We start from the raw sequence: 20,351 nt of genomic DNA on the forward strand, positions 1-20,351 counted from the left end.
GGGATCGCGCCACCTGACCCGCAAGCCGAGAAAGCGCGGCGGCGTGGCCAGGCGGCGCGGCATCAACAAGGAACACGATTGCCTGCTCGTKGCACGTGACCGTACCGGWCAGACGCTCGACTTCCATACCGGACGCGGGCCGGTGACGGCCGAAMARCTGCACGTATGCCTTGGACCGCTACTGCCGGCCGATGTCTTGCTGATCAGCGATGCAGCTGGATCGTATCGCCGTTTCGCAAAGGAGGCCGGCATCACGCACGAGGTAGTGAACGGGAAAGCCGGCGAACGGGCGCGCGGCGCGATCCATATCCAGAACGTGAACGCGTGGCACAGCCGTTTTAAAAGCTGGCTCGTGCGCTTTCGCGGTGTCGCAAGCCGCTACCTGATCAACTATTCGGGATGGCAGAGGTTGCTGGACGCGCGCCGCCTGACGACTCCGGCTGACTGGCTGCGCGCTGCGGTCCAGCTCGGTTAGCGGGTTGGTGCTCGTTTACCGAATCAACGCGAACACAGCCTAAACAAAAAACCGCCAGGCTCACGCACTGGCGGTTTTATATGATGATGAACAGGGGCCCTACATGCCGTAACAAACGATGCTGCTGCATGAAGCCGGCTCAGGCACGTTTTGCCTTCTGTTCAGCCGTCAGGCGCTTGCCGACGACGACGATGGTGATCATCGGSGATTCCATGACCGGCGCCTTCACGATGACGGACTTGGAAGCGACCGGCAGCGGAGCGGCGGGTGCTGCGAACGCGTTGACCACGCTCGTGGCGACGAGGACTGCTGCGACAAAGATGGTTTCCATGTTCTTGGCGATGTTCATTTTGTTTCTCCGGTTCGTTGACTGTAAGCACATTATGCGAACTGGCGAGATATAAAGCCAATTTCAATTTCTGATGCTCAACATTATTCCTGGAAATATCTCTGCAATTCGTTACTGCTGAGATATCACAACAATGAATGAGTTGATCCAAGATCATGAATGAAGTGGCAGGAATGTCTGGTTCGCGCACGAGCTGCCATCGTTTTCCGCGCCGGGAATAAAAAAACCGCCAGGCTCACGCACTGGCGGTTTCAAGAGCTTATCCAAGTAGGGTGGGCACCCCTGTGCCCACCATGCGTTGCTGCCACGCATACGTTTGGTGGGCGGAGGGCCGCCCACCCTACCAGTCCGCGTCTACCGAGACCGAGGCTTACTGCGCCGCTGCCGCCGCGTCATCCGCGGCTGCTGCCTTCATCGACAGCTTCAGGCGGCCGCGCTCGTCGGTCTCGAGGACCTTCACACGCACCTGCTGGCCTTCCTTCAGGTAGTCGGCCACGGCGTTGACACGCTCGTTGGCGATCTGCGAGATGTGCAGCAGGCCATCCTTGCCCGGCATGACCTGCACGATGGCGCCGAAGTCCAGCAGCTTCAGCACGGTGCCTTCGTAGGTCTTGCCCACTTCGACCGATGCGGTCAGCTCTTCGATGCGGCGCTTCGCTTCCTGGCCGGCGGCGGCGTCCACCGAGGCGATGGTCACGATGCCTTCGTCCGTGATGTCGATCTGCGTGCCGGTCTCTTCGGTCAGCGCGCGGATCACGGCGCCGCCCTTGCCGATCACGTCGCGGATCTTTTCCGGGTTGATGCGGATGGTGATCAGGCGCGGTGCGAAGTCCGACAGTTCGGTCTTCACGGTCGGCATGGCCTTCTGCATCTCGGCCAGGATGTGGTGACGGCCTTCCTTGGCCTGCGCCAGGGCGACCTGCATGATTTCCTTGGTGATGCCCTGGATCTTGATGTCCATCTGCAGCGCCGTGATGCCGTTGGCGGTGCCGGCCACCTTGAAGTCCATGTCGCCCAGGTGGTCTTCATCGCCCAGGATGTCGGTCAGGACGGCGAACCGGCCGCCTTCCTTGATCAGGCCCATGGCGATGCCGGCCACGTGTGCCTTCATCGGCACGCCGGCGTCCATCAGTGCCAGGCAGCCGCCGCAGACGGAGGCCATCGACGACGAACCGTTCGACTCGGTGATTTCCGACACCAGGCGGATCGAGTAGCTGAACTCTTCCGGCGCCGGCAGCGCGGCGACCAGCGCGCGCTTGGCCAGGCGGCCGTGGCCGATCTCGCGGCGCTTCGGCGTGCCCACGCGGCCGGTTTCACCCGTGGCGAACGGCGGCATGTTGTAGTGCATCATGAAGTCGTCGGTGTACTCGCCCATCAGCGCGTCGATCTTCTGGCTGTCGCGGCCGGTGCCCAAGGTGGCGATCACGAGAGCCTGGGTTTCGCCGCGCGTGAACAGCGCGGAACCGTGGGTGCGCGGCAGGACGCTGTTGCGGATCGAGATCGGACGCACGGTGCGGGTGTCGCGGCCGTCGATGCGCGGCTCGCCTTCCAGGATCTGCGAACGGACGACCTTGGCTTCCATGTCGAACAGAATGTTGCCGACTTCGACGCCATCCACGCCCTCGCCCAGCGCGGCCAGCACTTGCGCGTTCATGTCCTTCAGCTTCTGCGTACGGGCCTGCTTGTCGCGGGTCTGGTAGGCTTCGCGGATCTTGCCTTCTGCCAGGTCCTGCACGCGGGCGATCAGCTCTTCGTTCTTCGGTGCCGGTTCCCACTCGACTTCCGGCTTGCCGCCCTCTTCCACCAGCGCGTGGATGGCGTCGATGACGACTTTCATCTGCTCATGGCCGTAGACGACCGCGCCCAGCATGATTTCTTCGGACAGTTGCTGCGCTTCGGATTCGACCATCAGCACGGCGTGTTCGGTACCGGCGACCACGAGGTCCATCTGCGAGGACTTCAGCTGGGCGACGGTCGGGTTCAGGATGTACTGGCCGTTCGCGTAGCCGACGCGGGCGGCGCCGATCGGGCCGTTGAACGGGATGCCGGCCACGCACAGGGCGGCCGAGGCGCCGATCATCGCCGGGATGTCCGGATCGATCTCGGGATTGACCGACAGGACGTGTATGATCACCTGCACTTCATTCAGGTAGCCTTCCGGGAACAGCGGACGGATCGGACGGTCGATCAGGCGCGACGTCAGCGTCTCCTTCTCCGACGGACGGCCTTCGCGCTTGAAGAAGCCGCCCGGGATCTTGCCGGCGGCATAGCTCTTCTCGATGTAGTCGACGGTCAGCGGAAAGAAATCCTGGCCTGGCTTGGCATCCTTCCTGGCGACGACGGTCGCGAGGACGACGGTGTCTTCGACCGTCACGACGACGGCGCCACTGGCTTGACGGGCGATCTCGCCGGTCTCGAGGGTGACGGTGTGGTCGCCGTACTGGAAGGTTTTCGTAACTTTATTAAACATGGGTAATCCCTTTCTATTTGCCGACAGATTTTCAGGCGCTGTCGTTCACCTCACGACGGGCAATTCTCTTAATTCCGGGTCAGAATCTCTTAATTCGGGGTCAGAGCACGAATTTCACGGTTGTGCTCTGACCCCGACTGAATACCGGGTGTGCTCTGACCCCGACTAACTAATTACTTCAGGGTAAAACTCAACAACGGCCAAAACGAAAAATGCCCGCGGCAGTAGAACTGACGCAGGCATTTCGAAGCTTGAGCCGTCTGGCGCAATGCCCAGGAACTGCTGATTACTTACGCAGGCCGAGCTTGGCGATCAGGTCGCGGTAACGGTTCAGATCCTTGCGCTTCAGGTAAGCCAGCAGGCTCTTACGACGGTTGACCATCATGATCAGGCCACGACGGGAGTGGTGATCCTTCTGGTGTTCCTTGAAGTGGCCGTTCAGTTCGTTGATGCGGGCGGTCAGCAGTGCAACCTGGACTTCCGGCGAGCCGGTGTCGTTCTGGCCACGTGCGTTGTCCGCGATGATCGCGGCCTTGTTGATGTTTTCTACGGTCATGATGTTGCCTTTCACATGCGGTGCAAGAGTCGGAACCCAGCGCACCGTGAATTAATAAAAAACCTGGCCTTGAAGCCAAGACCGGAAAGTATAGGGGAAAATGTAAGGCGAAGCCAGTGTTTCCTCGACTTCCGCTAAAATCCCCAGGTTGGCGATGCCGTTTTGGCATCTCCCAAGGACGCCTACCCACGATGAATAACACAATCAAGCACACTGCCTTCGCCCTGGCGCTCGCCGCCTCCCTCGCCGCCTGCGGCACCTTCAACCGCACGCCGCCGGCCGGCACGCCGCTGGCCGAGGTCACAGCCAAATTGGGCAAGCCGGATGCCGTCTACCAGGATCCCGCCGGCGGCCAGGTGCTCGAATACCGTGGCCAGCCCATGGGCCAGTACCAGCACATGGCACGCATCCGCGCCGATGGGCGCCTCGTCTCGTACGAGCAGGTACTGACAAGCGAGAACTTTGCCACGATCAAGCCCGGCAGCTGGATGAAGGACGACGTGCTGCGCGGCTTTGGCCGCCCCGCCGAGGTCGGCCGCGAACGCGTGAACGGCTACGAAGTCTGGTCGTACCGCTACAAGCAGGACAAGCTGTGGAATTCGTTCATGAATATTTATTTCAACGGCCGGGGCGAAGTCGTGCGCACGGAAAACACGCCGGACCCGCTGCTCGACGACCGCTCGAAAGGCTTTTGACACTCACGGAGGCAAGCGATGAGGATCCCGTTCCATTCGACGCTGGCGGCCATCGCCGCCGCACTCGCCCTGTCCGCCTGCGCCCCGATGCTGCACCAGGCGCCGCCCGCCGGCGCGCCGCTGGCCGAAGTCACCGCCCGACTGGGCAGGCCGGACGCCGTCTATCCGGAGCCGGACGGCGGCCAGGTGCTGGAATACCGCGGGCAGCCGATGGGCCAGTTCCAGTACATGGCACGCATCGGCCCGGACGGCCGCCTGGTCTCGTACGACCAGGTGCTGACGAGCGAGAACTTCGCGAAGGTGAAGGTCGACCAGTGGAGCAAGGACGACATCCTGCGCCATTTCGGCCGCCCCGCCGAGGTGACGCGCGTGTACTTCCACAACTACGAGGTCTGGTCGTACCGCTACAAGGAAGCGGGCGTGTGGAACTCGATGATGAGCGTGCACTTCGACCAGCAGGGCGTCGTGCGCCAGATGCTCAACGGCCCCGATCCGATGTTCGACGAGCGCCTGCGCCACCGCTGACACCAGCCAGGACCGGCGCGACAATGCGTGAGAATGCCGGGGCCGGCGCCGGCTATACTCGGGCGGATGACAGTCGCCATACCTCTCCTGCCGCCGCCGCGTGCGGGCCGCCGCACCGCCATCGCGGCCACGCTGCTCGTCCACGCCCTGCTGATCCTGGGCTGGACCATGGCGCGCCGGACGCCGTCCGTCGCCCCGGACCCGGCGCGCACGACGGTCCAGTGGATACGGCTGCCGGCGCCCGCCACCCCAACGCCGCGGCGCGACGAAGCGCATCCACTGCCCATCCGCCCGCGCACGCCCACGCCCACGCTGCCCGGCGCGATCGCCGTGCCGTATCCCTCCCCGGCGGCGGCACCAGCGACATCCGGCGCGAGTCCGCCTGCCGCCGCCAGCGCGGGACCGGCGCCGGACGCGCCCGCCTCGCCAGCCCCACCGCCCCTATCCTCCGGCGCGGCCCTGCTGGAACGCGCGCGCCGCGATGCCGGCGCCGTCGACCGCGCGCTGCGCAAGGAAAACAATCCGTATATCGTCGCGCCGCTGGACAGCCCGCAGATCCGCCTGCGCAACGGGATTGCCGCCGCGGCCCACATGGCGCCCGGCATGGACGAACTGATCAACAACACGGGCGACGGCGCCCGCCGCACGCGCGTCGTCACGGGCGGCAGCACCTATTGCATGACGGAACGCTCGCCGGCGACGAGCATCGATACGATCGAGAAGCACGGCAAGTGGCGACAAACCAATTGCCCGGAGCATGAATCGACGGCCAATGGCCAGGAATGGCGCACGGCGCGCGACTGAGCTGCCGGCGGCGGGAAACAGCGTGCATCTTGCCACCGAAGAGAATATTTTCTCTTTCCACCAAAAAAGTCTGCTGCATTGCAGCAATTAAACTTCGACGCGACAGTTGCGTTGCACCAATAAGATCTGTCGCGCGCACCACACAAGTGCGCGCACGATTCAATTTGGGATTGAACTTTCGCGAAAAGAGACCTAGGCTTGGTGCTCGCGCCTTAACAAACATTTCGGACAAGCGAGTCTACGTTGCGATGCAGCATTTTATTATGACATCCGAATTGGCATGAATGTGCCAGGCGTTTTCGTAACCCGAATCGAATTTACTTTCAAGAGGTCACATATGTTCCTGTTTTCCCAGTCCGTCACGCCCGCCGTACGCTCGCACCTGGACGCCCAGGTCGCATTCCTCAACGATATATCGAAATCGTGGTCGCGTTCGATCCAGCATATCATCGATGCGAACATTCAGCTGAGCCAGACCCTGCTCGAAGAAAGCAGCATCGCCGGCCAGCAACTACTGACCACCAACCACCCGACTGAAGTCATTTCGGCCGCTGCACAGCGTGCCCAACCGGCCGCAGAAAAGATCCGGGCCTACCAGCAACACCTGTCGCGCGTCGTCGCCGACTCCCAGGTCGACCTGGCACGCGTGGCCGAGCAGCACGTGCAGGAGACGTCGCGCACGGCCCGTACGCTGGCCGATGAAGTGGCGCGCGTCGCCACCGAAGAAACGCAGAACAGCCTGCGCAACCATGAGGACACGCTGAAGAATTTCCGCGATCCGTTCCAGGAAGCACGCGCCAACATCAGTGCCCATCGCGGCAACCTGCAAAGCGGCAATGGCGCGGAGGGTGGCGTGCGTGTCGAAGCGGATACGCATGAGGGTACGTTCCGCGGCAACGTCCAGGGCGGCGCGCAGGTCGGCCAGCACAGCCAGCCGCAAGGCAAGTCCGCCAAGGCGAGCTGACGTCCGGCACATGGAATGACCGGGACCGATGGCATGCGGTCCCTGTGCTGCACTGCTGCAGTTTGCGCCCCGCATGGGGCGCTTTTTTTTTGGGGGGGGAAGGCCTGCGCTACGCCGTCAGCGCCGCTCGCTCGGATCGAGGGTCTCCTCGTCCGTCTGGATGATGCTGACGGGCTTGCCCTTGGCGAGGCGCCACAGGTACACGGCATAGCCGGACAGGCCGTACAGCACGAACAGGGGCCACAGGACCTTGGGCGGGTCGATCGCCAGCAGCGCGAGCGCGAGCGCGATCAGGAACACGACGATGAACGGCACCGACTTGCGGAAATTGACGTCCTTGAAGCTGTAGAACGGCACGTTGGTGACCATCGTCAGGCCCGCGAACAGCGCGATGCACCACGAGATCCAGTCGACCTTGCGCGCGCTGACATTGATGTCCGGGTCGGTCATCATCATGACGAAGCCGACGACGAGGGCCGCCGCCGCCGGGCTCGGCAAGCCCTGGAAGAAGCGCTTGTCGACGACCTCGATATTCGTGTTGAAGCGGGCCAGCCGCAGGGCGGCGCCGGCGCAGTAGACGAACGCGGCGATCCAGCCCAGCTTGCCAAGACCGCGCAGCGACCACTCGTAGATGACGAGGGCCGGCGCGGCGCCGAACGAGACCATGTCGGACAGGCTGTCGTACTGCGCGCCGAACTCGGACTGCGTATTCGTCAGCCGGGCGACGCGGCCATCGAGGCTGTCCAGCACCATCGCGATGAACACGGCCCAGCAGGCATGGTCGAAGCGCTGGTTCATCGCCATCACGATGGCGTAGAAGCCGCCGAACAGCGCGGCCGTCGTGAAGGCATTGGGCAACAGGTAGATGCCCCGGCGCGGGCGGGCTCCGGCGGCGTCGGTCTTGCGGACTCGGCTGAAACGGGCGAAGCGGGGCGCCTTGATGGCGCCGGGTTTGCGGCGTCGGGGAGTTATCGGCATAGATTGCTTTTTCCTAACAATGCGCCGGGGGCGCGAACCACGTCATTATAGTGGGCCCGCCCCCGTGTTAGCGAATGGCTACCGTCAGCGGAATTTGACCTTGCCGACGAGACGCATCTGCAGCGTGGTCTCTCCGGGTTCGAAGCTCGGCTCCGGCATCTCGGCCATGTCGGCCCGCTTGGCCTGCATGCGCATCATCGCCGGCGCCGCCTCCGCCTGTCCGCCCGCGTAATTGCCGCTGCCTTCGAAGTCGACCGTGTCGATGACGGCGTCGCCGGGGTTGCGCCCCATTGCGCGCGCGATCGAGGCGATGCGCTCGTTCAGGTTGCGGTACGTGGCCGCGATGCGTTCGTCGTCCAGGCGTTTCGCCAGTTCCGGGCTCACGTGGTAGTCGATGCCGTTCAGGTTGACGACTTTCATCGCGGCGGCGGCCGTCTTCGGCAACGCCTGCAGGTTGCGCGTCTTCACTTCGAGATACTGGCCGACACGCCAGCCGATCGGCACACGGCGCGCGGCCGCGTTCGCCAGCGGACGAGGACCGTCCGGCACTTCCGGATAGACGGGATAGGTGTAGTAGCCGACCGTCTTCAGTTCCGCCTGCGGATCCTCGCGGCGGACGATGTCGGTGCCCTGCTTCATCTTCTGGTTGACGCGCGCGGTGGCGGCGGCGCGGTCCTTGTCCTGTTCCTCGACGGCGAACGTCACGGTCGCCTCGTCGTTGGCATGCTTGACCTCGCCGTACGCGGGCACGATGACGAGGGTGCCGCTCGTCGTAGCGGCGGGCGCGGCCTGCGCCTGCGCCTGGGCTGCAAACGCGATGGTCAGCGCGGACATCAGGACGAGTTTTTTGATGGACATTGTTGTTCTCCTTGACTCCAATCGCGGCGTATTGCCGCAGCAGGAGAACGATAGCCCGTTTTGCGCAAAAGTCGAGTTTATGTAATGGAAAGTTGCAAATGAGTGCAAACGGAGGACACAAAGAAGTGGCGCCCGGCCGGCTGCGGCGCCGACCCGGCGTTGCTGGCGCCGTAAATCCTGCGCTTACTGGTCGCCGGCCACGCGTGCCTGGCACAAGGTGGCAACGGCGTTGGTTACGCGGGTCTCGGTGTGATCCATCCCGTGCGTGTAGATGAAGCTGGCCGCGCCGCTCTTCCAGCCGTGCGGCAGCGCAATCAGCACCGCCAGCTGGGGTTCGTCCATGACCGGAAACGGCAGGCGGGTGTTGCGCAAGCTGAGCACGCCGGGCACGCCGTCCAGCGCCATGTAGTTGCCCTCCACGTCGAAATTCACGCGCTGCACTTCCCCGATGGTGACGGTGGCATGCCCGCGCAGGCTGCCGCGTACAGGATCGACGCTCAGGTTGAGCGCCAGCGTCGGTTCGGCGAGTGTGGCGCTACTGATGCGGTAATTGGCGACAAAAAGCTGGTCCATGGTGAATTCCTGTGTCGAGGTTTGAGAGGCAAGCGCTGGCTTGCGAGATTAACCGGGATGCCCTGCAGTCCCAGCGCAACCACGATAGCGTCCGCCTCTCGACGCCGACAGTATCAGTACGTAACAACGACAAGCGTTACCGTAACAGCGGCGCGGCCTTGCAGGGCCGGCCCAGACAGGCTCAGTCGGGATCGCCGGGCTCGTTGCCCTCCTGCGGATCGAAGACGGCCGTGCCGCCGGTCACGGTGTTTTTATAATGGATGTAGAACGCATAGTTGTGCTGCTTCCGGCACGCATACTTCGTCAGCAGCGACGTCCCTTCCGGCCCGAGCTCGAACGGCAGCGCCGGCGCGCCCTCGGGATTCGGGCTCGTTCTGACCATCGTCCAGCCGTCCAGCGTCGACGCGTAATCGAGCACGAACAGGGTATTGGTTGCGTGCTTCTCGATGAGGTCGCATCGGCTGGCCGCGACCCTGACCATGCTGTCGTTGGGCGACCAATAGGAGTAATTTACCCGTGCGTCGGCCTGGCCGGTGCCCCGGATCGTAATGGTGACGGTGCGCTGCGGAATAGCTGTGGTCATAGAGATTTCTTTCGTGATTGATTGGACAGATAACGCAGGTAGTCCGCATCGCGATAACCGATCTGCCGCAAACGTTCCTCGGCGCTCGCCGCGGCTACCCAATTTCCCATGCACTGATTAATCCTGACCCAGGGATCGAGGACCTGGAAGTCGTGGGTGGTGCTTCCAGTTGCTTGCAACAACATATAAGCGCTTTCGCAGGCCCGCCTGGCCGCCGCGGCATCGCGCGAGGCCGTGCTGATCTGCGCCGACAGCAACAATGCCTTCACTTTCGCCAGCCGGATGCTGTAGTTCGACGCATTCCTGGCATACAGGCGTTCCAGGCTGGACAGTGCGGCGTCGACCTGCTWCGCCGCATCGCTACCCTGTCCTTCCGCGATCATCACCTGCGCCATCCCCAACCGGGCGACCGCTTCGCGCCTGGCCCAGTTGACATTGTCCAGATCAAACTCATGCAACGCGGCCATTCTCGCGTGAATTTCTGCGAGCCGCGCCAGGACAGCCCGCCCGTTGCCGCTCGCATGGGCGAGCAGCTGTTCCTCGAGTTCGAGAAACGCCACCTCGCTTTGCCAACTGCGGTTCTTGCTGTCCTGTACCGCGATCCGGGCGAACAGTTGCCGCGCCTCGCGGTAATCCTCCATGGCTTGCGCGACCATGCCGCGAGCCAGCCGGTTCAGGGCCCGATGCTGCAGCGCCCGCACTTCGCGCTTGACCCACAGGGCGTCGCTCGGCGCGGCGGCGCGCAGGCGCTGGATGATCGCCATCTCGCGGGCAAACAACTGCCCGGCCTCGTCGAGTTCGCCCAGGGATTCGGTGGCGGAGGCCAGCCAGGAATAACTGTCGGCCAGTTCCGCCTGCACCGCGATCGCTTGCGGCTGCCTGGCGAGGGCGCGTTCCTTCAGCGCGATGGAGAGCAAAAACTCGCGCGCCGCGCCGGCCGGATCGCCGCRGGTGGCCGCCAGCGAACCCAGGTTATTGTGCGCGTACGATTGTTCGACCCACCACTCGACTTTGTCCGGTTCCAGCTCATGCAGGCGGTCGCTGAAACCCTGGTATTGGCGCCAATAGGCCGCCGCCTTGTCCCACTCGTTGCGGTCCTTGCTGAGCTGGCCGAGCCAATAGGCGTTCACGCCCACGTTCTTCACGATGTCGGTATCCGATGGCGCCTTCGCGTATTGCTGGGCCAGGATAGCATTGGCGCTGACGAGCGCCGCGATCGCCCCCGGCGAATCGCCGCGCGCCCTGCGCACCTCGGCGATCACCTGCAAGGCCTTGGCCCGCTGCGTCAGCGCGGCAGTCCCGACGCCCTGTTCGACCTCGCGCCCCAGGTAATCGAGTGCCTTCCGGCTCATGCTGTCAAGCAGGTCGAGACGGCCCAGCGGCCGCAGCTTGTCGGCGAAATCGCCCAGCATATAGCTCATGAGGCCTTCCGCTTCCTGGCGCCGCTGTTCGGCCAGGTTGCGCGCCCCCAGGGCGCTGATGCCCAGCGCCCCGACCAGGACCGCCAGCACCACGATGCTGCTCATCGCGAGAACCCGCAGGCGCTCGCCGCGCCGCGCGCGATGATCGGAGGACCGGATCAGTTGCGATTCCTCGTCGTTCAAGCGGAATACGCCGGCTTGCTGCAAACCCTTGGCCGCATCGAGCTCCTTGCCTCGCGGCAGCAAGAGTTCGTTGCTGCGCCCTTCCGCCGCCCAGCGCGCCGCCAGTTGCGCGAGCCTGGCGCGCACGATCAAGGCGCCACGGTGCGCCTCGATCCAGTCGCGCATCCGGGGCCAGCGCCGCAGGATCGCTTCATGCGCGATACCGAAGCTCGGGATTTCGCCGCTGAGGTCGCTGACCATCAGGCGGCTATCGACCAGCGCCGTCACCATCTGCCGTTCGGCGTCGCTGCGCAGGGCCGACCACGGGGCGCGCCGGCTCGTGACCGTCTCTTCGTTCGGCGAAAGGACGACCACGAGCGACATGACGTGGGCCAGCGACGCCGTCTGCGCGTCGTCGAGCTGCGCCATCACCTGTTCGGCGCGCTGCGCAATCGCACCTTCGACGCCGCCGACACGACGCAAGGCTTCGAAGCTGAGCTCGCCGGTGTCGGTGCGCAGGCGGTACAGCTCTTCCAGACAGTATTGAAGCAGGGGCAAGCCGTCCGGGCTGCCCGCCGCACTGGCGCACAAGACGTCGTCGAGCCGGGTATGCGTCCGGGAATCGGTACCAAAATGCAAACCCGCCGCTGCGGCGGGCAAGCGGATGATCTGGGCAATATCGGCGAAGCCCGGCGGTGCCAGGTCGAAGTGCGCACCGTTCGCCTTGCCTTCCATCAGGATCGGATGCTGGGCAATATGCGGATAAAAGTCGTTGCGACAAGCGACGATCAGCAGGATCGACCCGCTCCGCGCGAGCAACCCGAGCAAGTCGAGAAAAGTCTGGCGCGCTGCCAGGCTCACCCTGGCGTTGTCGAACAGGGCCTCGAAACGGTCGATGAACACGCCGAAGCGCGGTGACTGGGCGGCGCTGGTGGCGGTGTGGCCCGCCAGGCCGGCCTGGAGCGCGCGCAGCACCGCATGCAGATCATATTCGAACTGGTGTCCCAGTGAGGTCGCGCTGGCGCCGGCAAAGACGCCGGTATCCGCGACATGCAGGTCGAGCATCGCGCTGGCGAGCCCGATGAGCAATGTTTCCTCGCCGGCGTCGCTGGCCTCGCCCAAATCGAAGGTCGTGGTCGAGACCAATGCCAACCCGGCCGGCGCGCGCGCCGGCGACAAGGCGGGGAACAGCCCTGCCCGTACCAGCGAGGTCTTGCCGGAACCGCTGGAACCGAGCACCAACTGCAGCGCGAGACCCGCCCGGACTTGCGCCTCGGCCGATGCCGCCAGCTGGCGCGTCGTCTCATCGCGGCCGAAAAACACTTGCGCATGCTCTTCGTCGAACGCTTGCAGCCCCCGGAACGGCGACTGGCCTTGCCAGCACGGTGCGGCCGGTACCTGGTCGAAAGTGACGGCGGCCAGCGTACGGTAGCCGCGCTTGCGGATGGTTTCGATATAGGTCGGCGCGCTGGCCGTATCGCCAAGCAGGCGGCGCAGCTGTGCGATCGTCTTGTGTACCGGGTTATCGCCGTAGACGCCGGTGCGCCAGCATTGCTCGAGCAACGCGTCGGCACTCACGATTGCGCCCTGCGCGCCGCATAACACTTCCAGCACGTCCATGGCCCGCGGTTCCATTTGGCGGCGCTCCCCGGCGCGTTCGACGCTGTTGCTTAGTGGATCGATCCGCCATTCGCCAAAACGAAACGCCTTCTTATTCATCAGGATTCGCTAAACCAGTCGTGCAAGGAAACCATCGATTTTGCATTTGCTCAATATATCGCATTCTTGCCTATTTTTATATGTTGTTGATAATTTACCCACTCGGCATGACAAGAGTCCGATGATAGCCGCCAAGTTGCGCTTACAGTCTTAATAAAATCAATCACTTAGCGATCGGAAGGAAACCGGAAGGTAAGGAACGGGTCTCGAAACTAGAGTTCGGCAACAACGACACACAGCCTTTCGGGAGAACGCCATCAATACCAGCATCCTCAGCGCCGCAGCACAGTCCGCGCCGCCCGCCTTCCATGCGCCCCCGTCCTTGACCGCACTGACACAGCCTTTGTGCAAGGCAGAAATCCTGGCCTGCCTGGCGCGGCTGCGGGCCAGCCAACTGTTCTGCAAGGCGCACAGGCTGAGCGGGCTGTTGCAATTCCTCGTCGAAAAATGCCTCGAGGGAAGCACACGCGACACCACGGAATACGGTATCGGGATCGACGTGTTCGACCGCGATCCCGCCGTCTACAGCACCGGTGACGACCCGATCGTGCGGGTGCAGGTGGGACGCCTGCGCGAAAAGCTGAAGTCGTATTACGCGGGCGCCGGAAGTTGCGACGACGTGGTGATCGCCATCCCGCCGGGGAGCTATATGCCGGTCATACGACGGGCCGCCGCCAGCCTGGGCCGGCTCGAAACCCGTCGTCTGCTGGCGATCCGCCCGCTGCGCAGCGTCGGCGACGCCGCCGCCGGCACGGCATTCGCACGGGGCTTGAGCGAAGAACTGAGCTACCGCCTGTTCCGCGAATTCGGCGACAAGGTCGTGTCCTACGGCTTTCCGCAAGAGCGCGGCGGTCGGCCGACGGACGTCTCGAGCCATCTGCTCGAAGGCAGCGTGCGTTTCGATGGCGACCTGGTGCGCACCGCCGTGCGTCTCATCGACGCGGCCTCCGGCGCGATCGTCTGGTCCGTGCAACAGGACCGCCGCGGCAATCCGGGCATCCCGTTGCAGGAAGACCTCGCAGAAAGCATCTGCGCGGCCTTGAACCAGTATTTTTGTCACGGCTGAGGCCAACTACTCCACGAGGAAAGCATGTTACGAGGCATCGACGTCAGCGCCGAGAGCGGCGAAATCGACTGGGCCCGGGTGAAAGCCGCAGGGATGTCCTTTTGTTTTATCCGTGCAGCCTACGGTGACGTGGCCGATGAGCGCGCAATGGCGAATCTGGAAGGGGCACGAGCCGCCGGTCTGGTTTGCGGGGTTTACCACTTTCTACGCGTCAGCCGGAATGCCGCGGTCCAGATTCGATTGATGGAAAACCTCATCACGACGCTGCGCGTCAGCCCCGGGCATCTGCCGCCCGTGGTCGATGTCGAGGACAACCCCATCTACGACGGCGCCTGGAAGTCCGGCGATAACAGGGCCTATCTTGCGCTGCTGGCCGGATGGATCGCCGCCATGCGAAACCGGCTCGGCGCGCATCCGCTTATCTACACCAGAGCAAGCTTCTGGGAACAACTGGGCCATCCTGCCGCGTTCTCGGATTGCCCCCTGTGGGTGGCCAGCTGCCGTAGTGATCGACCGACGCYGCCGTCGGGTTGGAACGACTACGCCTTTTGGCAAAGTAGCGAGCGCGGCAAGGTGGACGGGGTTCCCGGCCACGACGCCGACATCAGCTATTTCCGTGGCGCCGACCCGGCGGCGCTCGCGGCCATGACGCTGAAACCGGTGGACTTTCTCCAAGCGAAAAAAGTGGGATGGCGCTAGTTTGTCGTCGGCGCGACTGTGATCCCGTTCGGCTACGGACAAGACGACCACATGATGAAAATCGCCGGCCCGCGCCGGCGATTTTCGTTTTTCGCGCCCCGTCACGAAGGCTTGTTGCCGGTATTCGTGAACTGGCGGTTGCCTGACGTGTGGGCCCGGCCGGCATAACGGGCAGGTTCAACGTAACACGCCGAGTGTTACGTGAAGATACTTACAGCACCGTCTACGTAGCCCTAAGCTGACCCCGAGGTATTCGAATTGCCAGGCGCCGCCGACATGCTGGTCGCCTGTTTGTATCCACCCAACGAGGATCGCTATGAACCAGAATTGCGTAGATCATGTACCGTCGAACGGCAACAGCGCCGCGCCTGGCCATGTCGTCCTACCGGTGATGCCGGCCAATCCGCAGATGGACGATGTTCAGGCAGCATTCCAGGCGATGCCTGTGCAGGGGACCCGTCAATATTATGCGTGTCCCACGCCCCCCCACCGATGCCGCCGGACTGCTTGAATCGCATTTCAAGGGGGTGGCCAGGTTCGCGGACAAACTGATTTTCACCCACACGAACCTGGATCCTTGTTGGGCCCCCTGTTCTTCCAGTGCCGATGGCAAATACCTGGTCGGTACCATGGTCCGTTCGGGCGACCAGGGCGAGATCGACGAGGTCGGCGATACGGCGCCCCCCGGTTGGCCTCACCCCTGCGCCGCGCAGGCCTGTGGAAGTTTCATGGCCATGGGCATCCAGCAATCGGCGAGCGGCAGCGGTTCGAACGCTTCGGAAATTCAGGTCTACGATCTGCGCAATTGCCTGCTTGGTCAACCCATCACCTTGTTAGGAACAATCCAGCGCCCCGACGACGGCATCAACGGCGTTGGCATGAGCAGGGAGGCCGGCCCCGACGGCAGGTACCTTATTGCGGGCGTCAACGGAACGTCGCTTACCGTGTATCGATCCACGACATCGACGCTTCTGCCATGGGGGGCGACACAGTTTGTCCAGGTGCTTCAGGTGTCCGACTTTCCGGATTCGGGCGCCGGCCTTGCGCTTATCACGCAGACGCACGGCAGCCTGTTCCTGGTCTCGCTCAACGCTGATGACAACGGGGCCAATTCCCATATCGGCTTGTACAAGCTGGACCTGGACGCGGTGCCCCCTGCCTGCCATGCCTTGCTGCAGAAAGGGATGAGCATTCCGGGGATGAGTGATTCGCTGACGATCCTGGAAGCCTATCTGAAAAACGCACAGCCCTTGTGGGGCTCCCTGTTGGCCGGCCTGCTGGAGCTGGGTAACGAAGTGCTCAACAGCTCATTTCGCTGGGGTAAAGGCCTGTCGATAACTTCGGCCACAAGCATGGAGATCTACGCAACCGACCGCAACGTCGTCCCGCTGTCCCATCTGCCGAACAGCGGCTCGAAAAAGGATTTCTCCATCGTGGGATGGGCACCAATTACGGGACGCCAAGCTTTCACGTAGCGTGTGTGCTGGAAAAATTTGCGGTGCCAGGCGCTGCGGCTCAGATCTGGAGCACTGTGGGCATCTCCGGCGGGGCCGACCTCGTGCTGGCCATCGCGGTGTTAGACCCAAGCAAGGTTACTCCGTCCCCCGGTGGCACGACGATGATTCCTATCCCGACGGGCGCGTTCTTCACATTCAATGACGGTACGGCCAATCCTGCTGCGAACATGCTTCAGCAGTGTGTCGCGGAGTAGAAGGAAAGCACTGTTCAGCACATAGACATGGACAACACTTGTCGAGAGACATAGGTACCACCTCTCGAGAATACGGCTGACAAGCCGACTTTGCAATCCTGAAAAAAAAACGCCCCCGACTGGCGGGGGCGTTTTTCGCGTCAGCTAACGACGATCAGTTCTTCGACTGGTCGACCAGCTTGTTCTTGGCGATCCACGGCATCATCGCGCGCAGTTGTGCGCCGACCGTCTCGATCTGGTGCTCGGCGTTCAGGCGACGACGCGAGATCAGCGTCGGGGCGCCGGCCTTGTTTTCCAGGATGAACGACTTGGCGTATTCGCCGGTCTGGATGTCCTTCAGGACGGCACGCATCGCATTCTTGGTGTCTTCGGTCACGACGCGCGGGCCGGTGACGTATTCGCCGTATTCCGCGTTGTTCGAGATCGAGTAGTTCATGTTGGCGATGCCGCCTTCGTAGATCAGGTCGACGATCAGCTTCAGCTCGTGCAGGCACTCGAAGTAAGCCATTTCCGGGGCGTAGCCGGCTTCCACCAGCGTCTCGAAGCCGGCCTTGATCAGCTCGACTGCACCGCCGCACAGCACGGCCTGCTCGCCGAACAGGTCGGTTTCGGTTTCTTCACGGAAGTTGGTTTCGATGATGCCGGCCTTGCCGCCACCGTTGGCCATCGCGTACGACAGGGCGATGTCGCGGGCTGCGCCCGACTTGTCCTGGTACACGGCGACCAGGTGCGGCACGCCGCCACCCTGGCGGTAGGTGCCGCGCACGGTGTGGCCCGGGGCCTTCGGAGCGACCATGATCACGTCGAGGTCGGCGCGCGGCACGACCTGGCCGTAGTGCACGTTGAAGCCGTGCGCGAACGCCAGCACGGCGCCCTGCTTGATGTTCGGTTCGACGTTGTTCTTGTACACGTCGGCGATGTTTTCGTCCGGCAGCAGGATCATGACGACGTCGGCGTTCTTGACCGCTTCGTTGACTTCAGCGACCTTGATGCCAGCCTGTTCGACCTTGCCCCAGGAGGCGCCGCCGCGGCGCAGGCCGACGGTGACGTTGACGCCCGATTCCGTCAGGTTCTGGGCGTGTGCGTGGCCTTGCGAGCCGTAGCCGATGATGGCGACGTTCTTGCCTTTGATCAGGGAGAGGTCGCAGTCTTTGTCGTAGAAAACTTTCATGATTATTCCTGTGCTTTTATATCTATCGTTTATTCGAACGTTTGGTGGGCTCGGGGAGCCCACCCTACATGTTGTGTTGGCCGTAGGGTGGGCTCCCAGAGCCCACCAGAACAACCACCGGCGTTAAACCTTGAGGATGCGCTCGCCGCGGCCGATGCCGGAACCACCCGTGCGGACGGTTTCGAGGATCGAGGCGCGGTCGATGGCGTCGATGAAGGCATCCAGCTTGGTCTTCGCGCCCGTCAGCTCGATCGTGTACGTTTTTTCCGTCACGTCGATGATGCGGCCGCGGAAGATGTCGGCGGTGCGCTTCATTTCTTCGCGCTCCTTGCCCACTGCCCTCACCTTGATCAGCATGAGCTCGCGCTCGATGTGCTGGCCTTCGGTCAGGTCGACCACCTTCACCACCTCGATCAGGCGGTTCAGGTGCTTGGTGATCTGCTCGATGATGTCGTCCGAGCCCGTCGTCACGATGGTCATGCGTGACAGGGTGGGATCTTCGGTCGGCGCCACGGTCAGCGTCTCGATGTTGTAGCCGCGTGCCGAGAACAGGCCCACGACGCGCGACAGCGCGCCGGCTTCGTTTTCCAGCAGGACGGAGATGATGTGTCGCATTACAGGTCCTCCGATCCGAGCAGCATTTCCGACAAGCCTTTACCGCTCTTGACCATCGGCCAGACGTTTTCGCTACGGTCGGTAATGAAGTTCATGAACACCAGGCGGTCCTTCATGGCGAAGGCGTCGCGCAGCGCACCCTCGACGTCGCCCGGCTTCTCGATGCGCATGCCGACGTGGCCATAGGCCTCGGCCAGCTTCTCGAAGTCCGGCAGCGAATCCATGTACGATTCGGAATAGCGCGAACCGTAGTCGAGTTCCTGCCACTGGCGCACCATGCCCAGGAAGCGGTTGTTCAGGAGGATGATCTTCGGCGTCAGGTGATACTGCTTGCAGGTCGCGAGTTCCTGGATGTTCATCTGGATCGAACCCTCGCCCGTGATGCAGGCCACGGTCGCACCCGGGTTCGCCATCTGCACGCCCATCGCGTACGGCAGGCCCACGCCCATCGTGCCCAGGCCACCGGAGTTGATCCAGCGGCGCGGCTTGTCGAACGGGTAGTATTGCGCGGCCCACATCTGGTGCTGGCCCACGTCCGACGTGACGTACGCGTCGCCGCCGGTCACTTCCCACAGCTTCTCGACGACGGACTGCGGCTTGATGAGTTCATCCGAGGTCGCATAGCGCAGGCACTCGCGGCCGCGCCAGTCCTCGATCTGCTGCCACCATTTCTGCACGGCCGGGTTCGGGCGCTGCTCGGCGGCGTCCAGCTGCGACAGCATCTCGACCAGCACGTCCTTGACGTTGCCGACGATGGGGATGTCCACTTTCACGCGCTTCGAGATCGACGACGGGTCGATGTCGATGTGGATGATCTTGCGCGGATTGCTCGCGAAGTGCTTCGGGTTGCCGATCACGCGGTCGTCGAAGCGGGCGCCGATGGCGATCAGGACGTCGCAGTGCTGCATCGCCATGTTCGCTTCATAGGTACCGTGCATGCCGGGCATGCCGACGAATTTCCTGTCGGTGGCGCGATACGCGCCCAGGCCCATCAGCGTGTTCGTGATCGGGAAGCCGAGCTTGTCGGCCAGCTTGTTCAGTTCGTTCGAGGCATTCGCCAGGATGACGCCGCCGCCCGTGTAGATCATCGGACGCTCGGCCGCCAGCAGCAGTTGCACCGCCTTGCGGATCTGGCCCGCGTGGCCCTTGTCGACGGGGCGGTAGGAACGCATCTCGATCTCTTTCGGATACGAGTACACGGCCTTGTGCATGCTGACGTCCTTCGGGATATCGACCAGCACCGGGCCCGGACGGCCGGTACGTGCGATATAGAAGGCTTTCTTGATGGTTTCGGCAAGGTCCTTGACGTCCTTGACGAGGAAATTGTGCTTGACCACCGGGCGCGTGATGCCCACGGTGTCGCATTCCTGGAATGCGTCCTGGCCGATCGCATTGGTCGGAACCTGGCCGGTAATCACGACCATCGGAATCGAATCCATGTATGCGGTGGAAAGGCCGGTGACGGCATTGGTGACGCCCGGACCGGACGTGACCAGGCATACGCCCACTTCATTCGAGCTGCGCGAATACGCGTCGGCCGCGTGCACGGCTGCCTGCTCGTGGCGTACCAGGATGTGCTGGAATTTGTCCTGCTTGAAGATGGCGTCGTAGATGTAGAGAACCGCACCGCCGGGGTAACCGAAGACGTGCTTCACGCCCTCTTCCGCCAGGCAACGGACTACGATCTCAGCGCCCGTGATGGGAGCTGCTGCGTCGTTACTCATGATACGTTTCCTTTCAAAACCCATAGGGAGATTGATCGGATGCTCGTCCCTGACGAGATACGTGTCACGCAACAGTGCTCATGCTTCCCTTCTTTCTGCGGTCACGACGATCTTTCAGGATACCGTAGGATCCTTACGAAACGTCGCTGGACGCAACTCGTTCGGCTTGAGTTACTGTAGCGGAATGCGAATCTCTCGCGCTTGTGGCACGGGTTGGAGCAAACTGCCTACAT

At 63.0% G+C, this 20,351-nt stretch carries 19 protein-coding genes; 8 read left to right on the plus strand and 11 right to left on the minus strand.

Features of this window, described 5'->3' with window-relative positions:
- Positions 1 to 475 (plus strand): IS1595 family transposase (locus tag AC1DYX_RS03505; RefSeq protein WP_477256307.1); only part of this gene is annotated, 475 nt, incomplete at its 5' end.
- Between the two features lie 139 nt (positions 476 to 614).
- Here the strand turns inward: AC1DYX_RS03505 and AC1DYX_RS03510 are convergent.
- The 3 genes from AC1DYX_RS03510 to rpsO all read right to left on the minus strand — a co-directional run bounded on the left by AC1DYX_RS03510 (position 615) and on the right by rpsO (position 3,850).
- The gene (locus AC1DYX_RS03510; protein ID WP_477256309.1) at positions 615 to 824 is read right to left on the minus strand and encodes a hypothetical protein; all 210 of its coding nucleotides are present in this window, start codon (positions 822 to 824) and stop codon (positions 615 to 617) included.
- 370 nt (positions 825 to 1,194) lie between these two features.
- Positions 1,195 to 3,294 carry a polyribonucleotide nucleotidyltransferase gene (pnp, locus tag AC1DYX_RS03515; protein WP_477256311.1) on the minus strand — a complete coding sequence of 700 codons (2,100 nt, stop codon included), beginning with the start codon at positions 3,292 to 3,294 and terminating at the stop codon, positions 1,195 to 1,197.
- 286 nt (positions 3,295 to 3,580) lie between these two features.
- Positions 3,581 to 3,850, minus strand: coding sequence for a 30S ribosomal protein S15 (gene rpsO, locus AC1DYX_RS03520; RefSeq protein WP_036230908.1), 270 nt, complete (start codon positions 3,848 to 3,850; stop codon positions 3,581 to 3,583).
- A 191-nt stretch (positions 3,851 to 4,041) separates the two neighbouring features.
- Between rpsO and AC1DYX_RS03525 the strand changes: the two genes are divergently transcribed.
- The 4 genes from AC1DYX_RS03525 (at position 4,042) to AC1DYX_RS03540 (ending at position 6,838) form a co-directional block, all read left to right on the plus strand.
- Complete coding sequence (locus tag AC1DYX_RS03525) at positions 4,042 to 4,545, plus strand: hypothetical protein (protein WP_477256313.1); 504 nt, start codon at positions 4,042 to 4,044, stop codon at positions 4,543 to 4,545.
- 18 nt (positions 4,546 to 4,563) lie between these two features.
- Positions 4,564 to 5,070: a hypothetical protein gene (locus AC1DYX_RS03530; protein ID WP_477256315.1), complete on the plus strand. Its 507-nt coding sequence runs from the start codon at positions 4,564 to 4,566 to the stop codon at positions 5,068 to 5,070.
- 66 nt (positions 5,071 to 5,136) lie between these two features.
- Positions 5,137 to 5,874, plus strand: coding sequence for a hypothetical protein (locus AC1DYX_RS03535; RefSeq protein ID WP_477256318.1), 738 nt, complete (start codon positions 5,137 to 5,139; stop codon positions 5,872 to 5,874).
- A gap of 337 nt (positions 5,875 to 6,211) precedes the next feature.
- The gene (locus AC1DYX_RS03540) at positions 6,212 to 6,838 is read left to right on the plus strand and encodes a phasin family protein (protein WP_477256320.1); all 627 of its coding nucleotides are present in this window, start codon (positions 6,212 to 6,214) and stop codon (positions 6,836 to 6,838) included.
- Between the two features lie 117 nt (positions 6,839 to 6,955).
- Here AC1DYX_RS03540 and pssA read toward each other — a convergent pair whose 3' ends face one another.
- The 5 genes from pssA to AC1DYX_RS03565 form a co-directional block, all read right to left on the minus strand.
- Positions 6,956 to 7,816 (minus strand): CDP-diacylglycerol--serine O-phosphatidyltransferase, encoded by an 861-nt coding sequence (pssA, locus tag AC1DYX_RS03545; protein ID WP_477256322.1) that lies wholly within the window; start codon positions 7,814 to 7,816, stop codon positions 6,956 to 6,958.
- A gap of 84 nt (positions 7,817 to 7,900) precedes the next feature.
- Complete coding sequence (locus AC1DYX_RS03550; RefSeq protein WP_477256324.1) at positions 7,901 to 8,674, minus strand: SIMPL domain-containing protein; 774 nt, start codon at positions 8,672 to 8,674, stop codon at positions 7,901 to 7,903.
- Between the two features lie 183 nt (positions 8,675 to 8,857).
- Positions 8,858 to 9,247 (minus strand): DUF1842 domain-containing protein, encoded by a 390-nt coding sequence (locus tag AC1DYX_RS03555; protein ID WP_477256326.1) that lies wholly within the window; start codon positions 9,245 to 9,247, stop codon positions 8,858 to 8,860.
- A 181-nt stretch (positions 9,248 to 9,428) separates the two neighbouring features.
- Complete coding sequence (locus tag AC1DYX_RS03560) at positions 9,429 to 9,830, minus strand: hypothetical protein (RefSeq protein WP_477256328.1); 402 nt, start codon at positions 9,828 to 9,830, stop codon at positions 9,429 to 9,431.
- Positions 9,827 to 13,132: an nSTAND1 domain-containing NTPase gene (locus AC1DYX_RS03565; RefSeq protein WP_477256330.1), complete on the minus strand. Its 3,306-nt coding sequence runs from the start codon at positions 13,130 to 13,132 to the stop codon at positions 9,827 to 9,829. Before AC1DYX_RS03565 ends, AC1DYX_RS03560 begins: the two co-directional genes overlap by 4 nt.
- Positions 13,133 to 13,454: 322 nt before the next feature.
- Between AC1DYX_RS03565 and AC1DYX_RS03570 the strand changes: the two genes are divergently transcribed.
- The 3 genes from AC1DYX_RS03570 (at position 13,455) to AC1DYX_RS03580 (ending at position 16,372) form a co-directional block, all read left to right on the plus strand.
- Entirely contained in the window at positions 13,455 to 14,198 is a 744-nt protein-coding gene (locus AC1DYX_RS03570; RefSeq protein ID WP_477256332.1) for a hypothetical protein, read from the plus strand.
- Positions 14,199 to 14,222: 24 nt separating this feature from the next.
- Complete coding sequence (locus AC1DYX_RS03575) at positions 14,223 to 14,897, plus strand: glycoside hydrolase family 25 protein (RefSeq protein ID WP_477256334.1); 675 nt, start codon at positions 14,223 to 14,225, stop codon at positions 14,895 to 14,897.
- A gap of 467 nt (positions 14,898 to 15,364) precedes the next feature.
- Entirely contained in the window at positions 15,365 to 16,372 is a 1,008-nt protein-coding gene (locus tag AC1DYX_RS03580) for a hypothetical protein (RefSeq protein ID WP_477256336.1), read from the plus strand.
- A 390-nt stretch (positions 16,373 to 16,762) separates the two neighbouring features.
- Here AC1DYX_RS03580 and ilvC read toward each other — a convergent pair whose 3' ends face one another.
- The 3 genes from ilvC to AC1DYX_RS03595 form a co-directional block, all read right to left on the minus strand.
- Entirely contained in the window at positions 16,763 to 17,779 is a 1,017-nt protein-coding gene (gene ilvC, locus AC1DYX_RS03585; RefSeq protein ID WP_166858916.1) for a ketol-acid reductoisomerase, read from the minus strand.
- Between the two features lie 123 nt (positions 17,780 to 17,902).
- Entirely contained in the window at positions 17,903 to 18,394 is a 492-nt protein-coding gene (gene ilvN / locus AC1DYX_RS03590) for an acetolactate synthase small subunit (RefSeq protein WP_477256338.1), read from the minus strand.
- On the minus strand, positions 18,394 to 20,118 hold the full coding sequence (locus AC1DYX_RS03595; protein ID WP_477256340.1) for an acetolactate synthase 3 catalytic subunit: 1,725 nt from the start codon (positions 20,116 to 20,118) through the stop codon (positions 18,394 to 18,396). The genes ilvN and AC1DYX_RS03595 overlap by 1 nt, the downstream gene beginning before the upstream one ends.
- Positions 20,119 to 20,351: the final 233 nt, after the last annotated feature.

This window comes from Massilia sp. P2_C2 (assembly GCF_056404615.1).

Coding starts and splice junctions, on each gene's coding strand:
- pnp (WP_477256311.1), bottom strand. CDS start 3,294: ATGTTTAATAAAGTTACGAAAACCTTCCAGTACGGCGACCACACCGTC.
- rpsO (WP_036230908.1), bottom strand. CDS start 3,850: ATGACCGTAGAAAACATCAACAAGGCCGCGATCATCGCGGACAACGCA.
- AC1DYX_RS03525 (WP_477256313.1), top strand. CDS start 4,042: ATGAATAACACAATCAAGCACACTGCCTTCGCCCTGGCGCTCGCCGCC.
- AC1DYX_RS03530 (WP_477256315.1), top strand. CDS start 4,564: ATGAGGATCCCGTTCCATTCGACGCTGGCGGCCATCGCCGCCGCACTC.
- AC1DYX_RS03535 (WP_477256318.1), top strand. CDS start 5,137: ATGACAGTCGCCATACCTCTCCTGCCGCCGCCGCGTGCGGGCCGCCGC.
- AC1DYX_RS03540 (WP_477256320.1), top strand. CDS start 6,212: ATGTTCCTGTTTTCCCAGTCCGTCACGCCCGCCGTACGCTCGCACCTG.
- pssA (WP_477256322.1), bottom strand. CDS start 7,816: ATGCCGATAACTCCCCGACGCCGCAAACCCGGCGCCATCAAGGCGCCC.
- AC1DYX_RS03550 (WP_477256324.1), bottom strand. CDS start 8,674: ATGTCCATCAAAAAACTCGTCCTGATGTCCGCGCTGACCATCGCGTTT.
- AC1DYX_RS03555 (WP_477256326.1), bottom strand. CDS start 9,247: ATGGACCAGCTTTTTGTCGCCAATTACCGCATCAGTAGCGCCACACTC.
- AC1DYX_RS03560 (WP_477256328.1), bottom strand. CDS start 9,830: ATGACCACAGCTATTCCGCAGCGCACCGTCACCATTACGATCCGGGGC.
- AC1DYX_RS03580 (WP_477256336.1), top strand. CDS start 15,365: ATGCGTGTCCCACGCCCCCCCACCGATGCCGCCGGACTGCTTGAATCG.
- ilvC (WP_166858916.1), bottom strand. CDS start 17,779: ATGAAAGTTTTCTACGACAAAGACTGCGACCTCTCCCTGATCAAAGGC.
- ilvN (WP_477256338.1), bottom strand. CDS start 18,394: ATGCGACACATCATCTCCGTCCTGCTGGAAAACGAAGCCGGCGCGCTG.
- AC1DYX_RS03595 (WP_477256340.1), bottom strand. CDS start 20,118: ATGAGTAACGACGCAGCAGCTCCCATCACGGGCGCTGAGATCGTAGTC.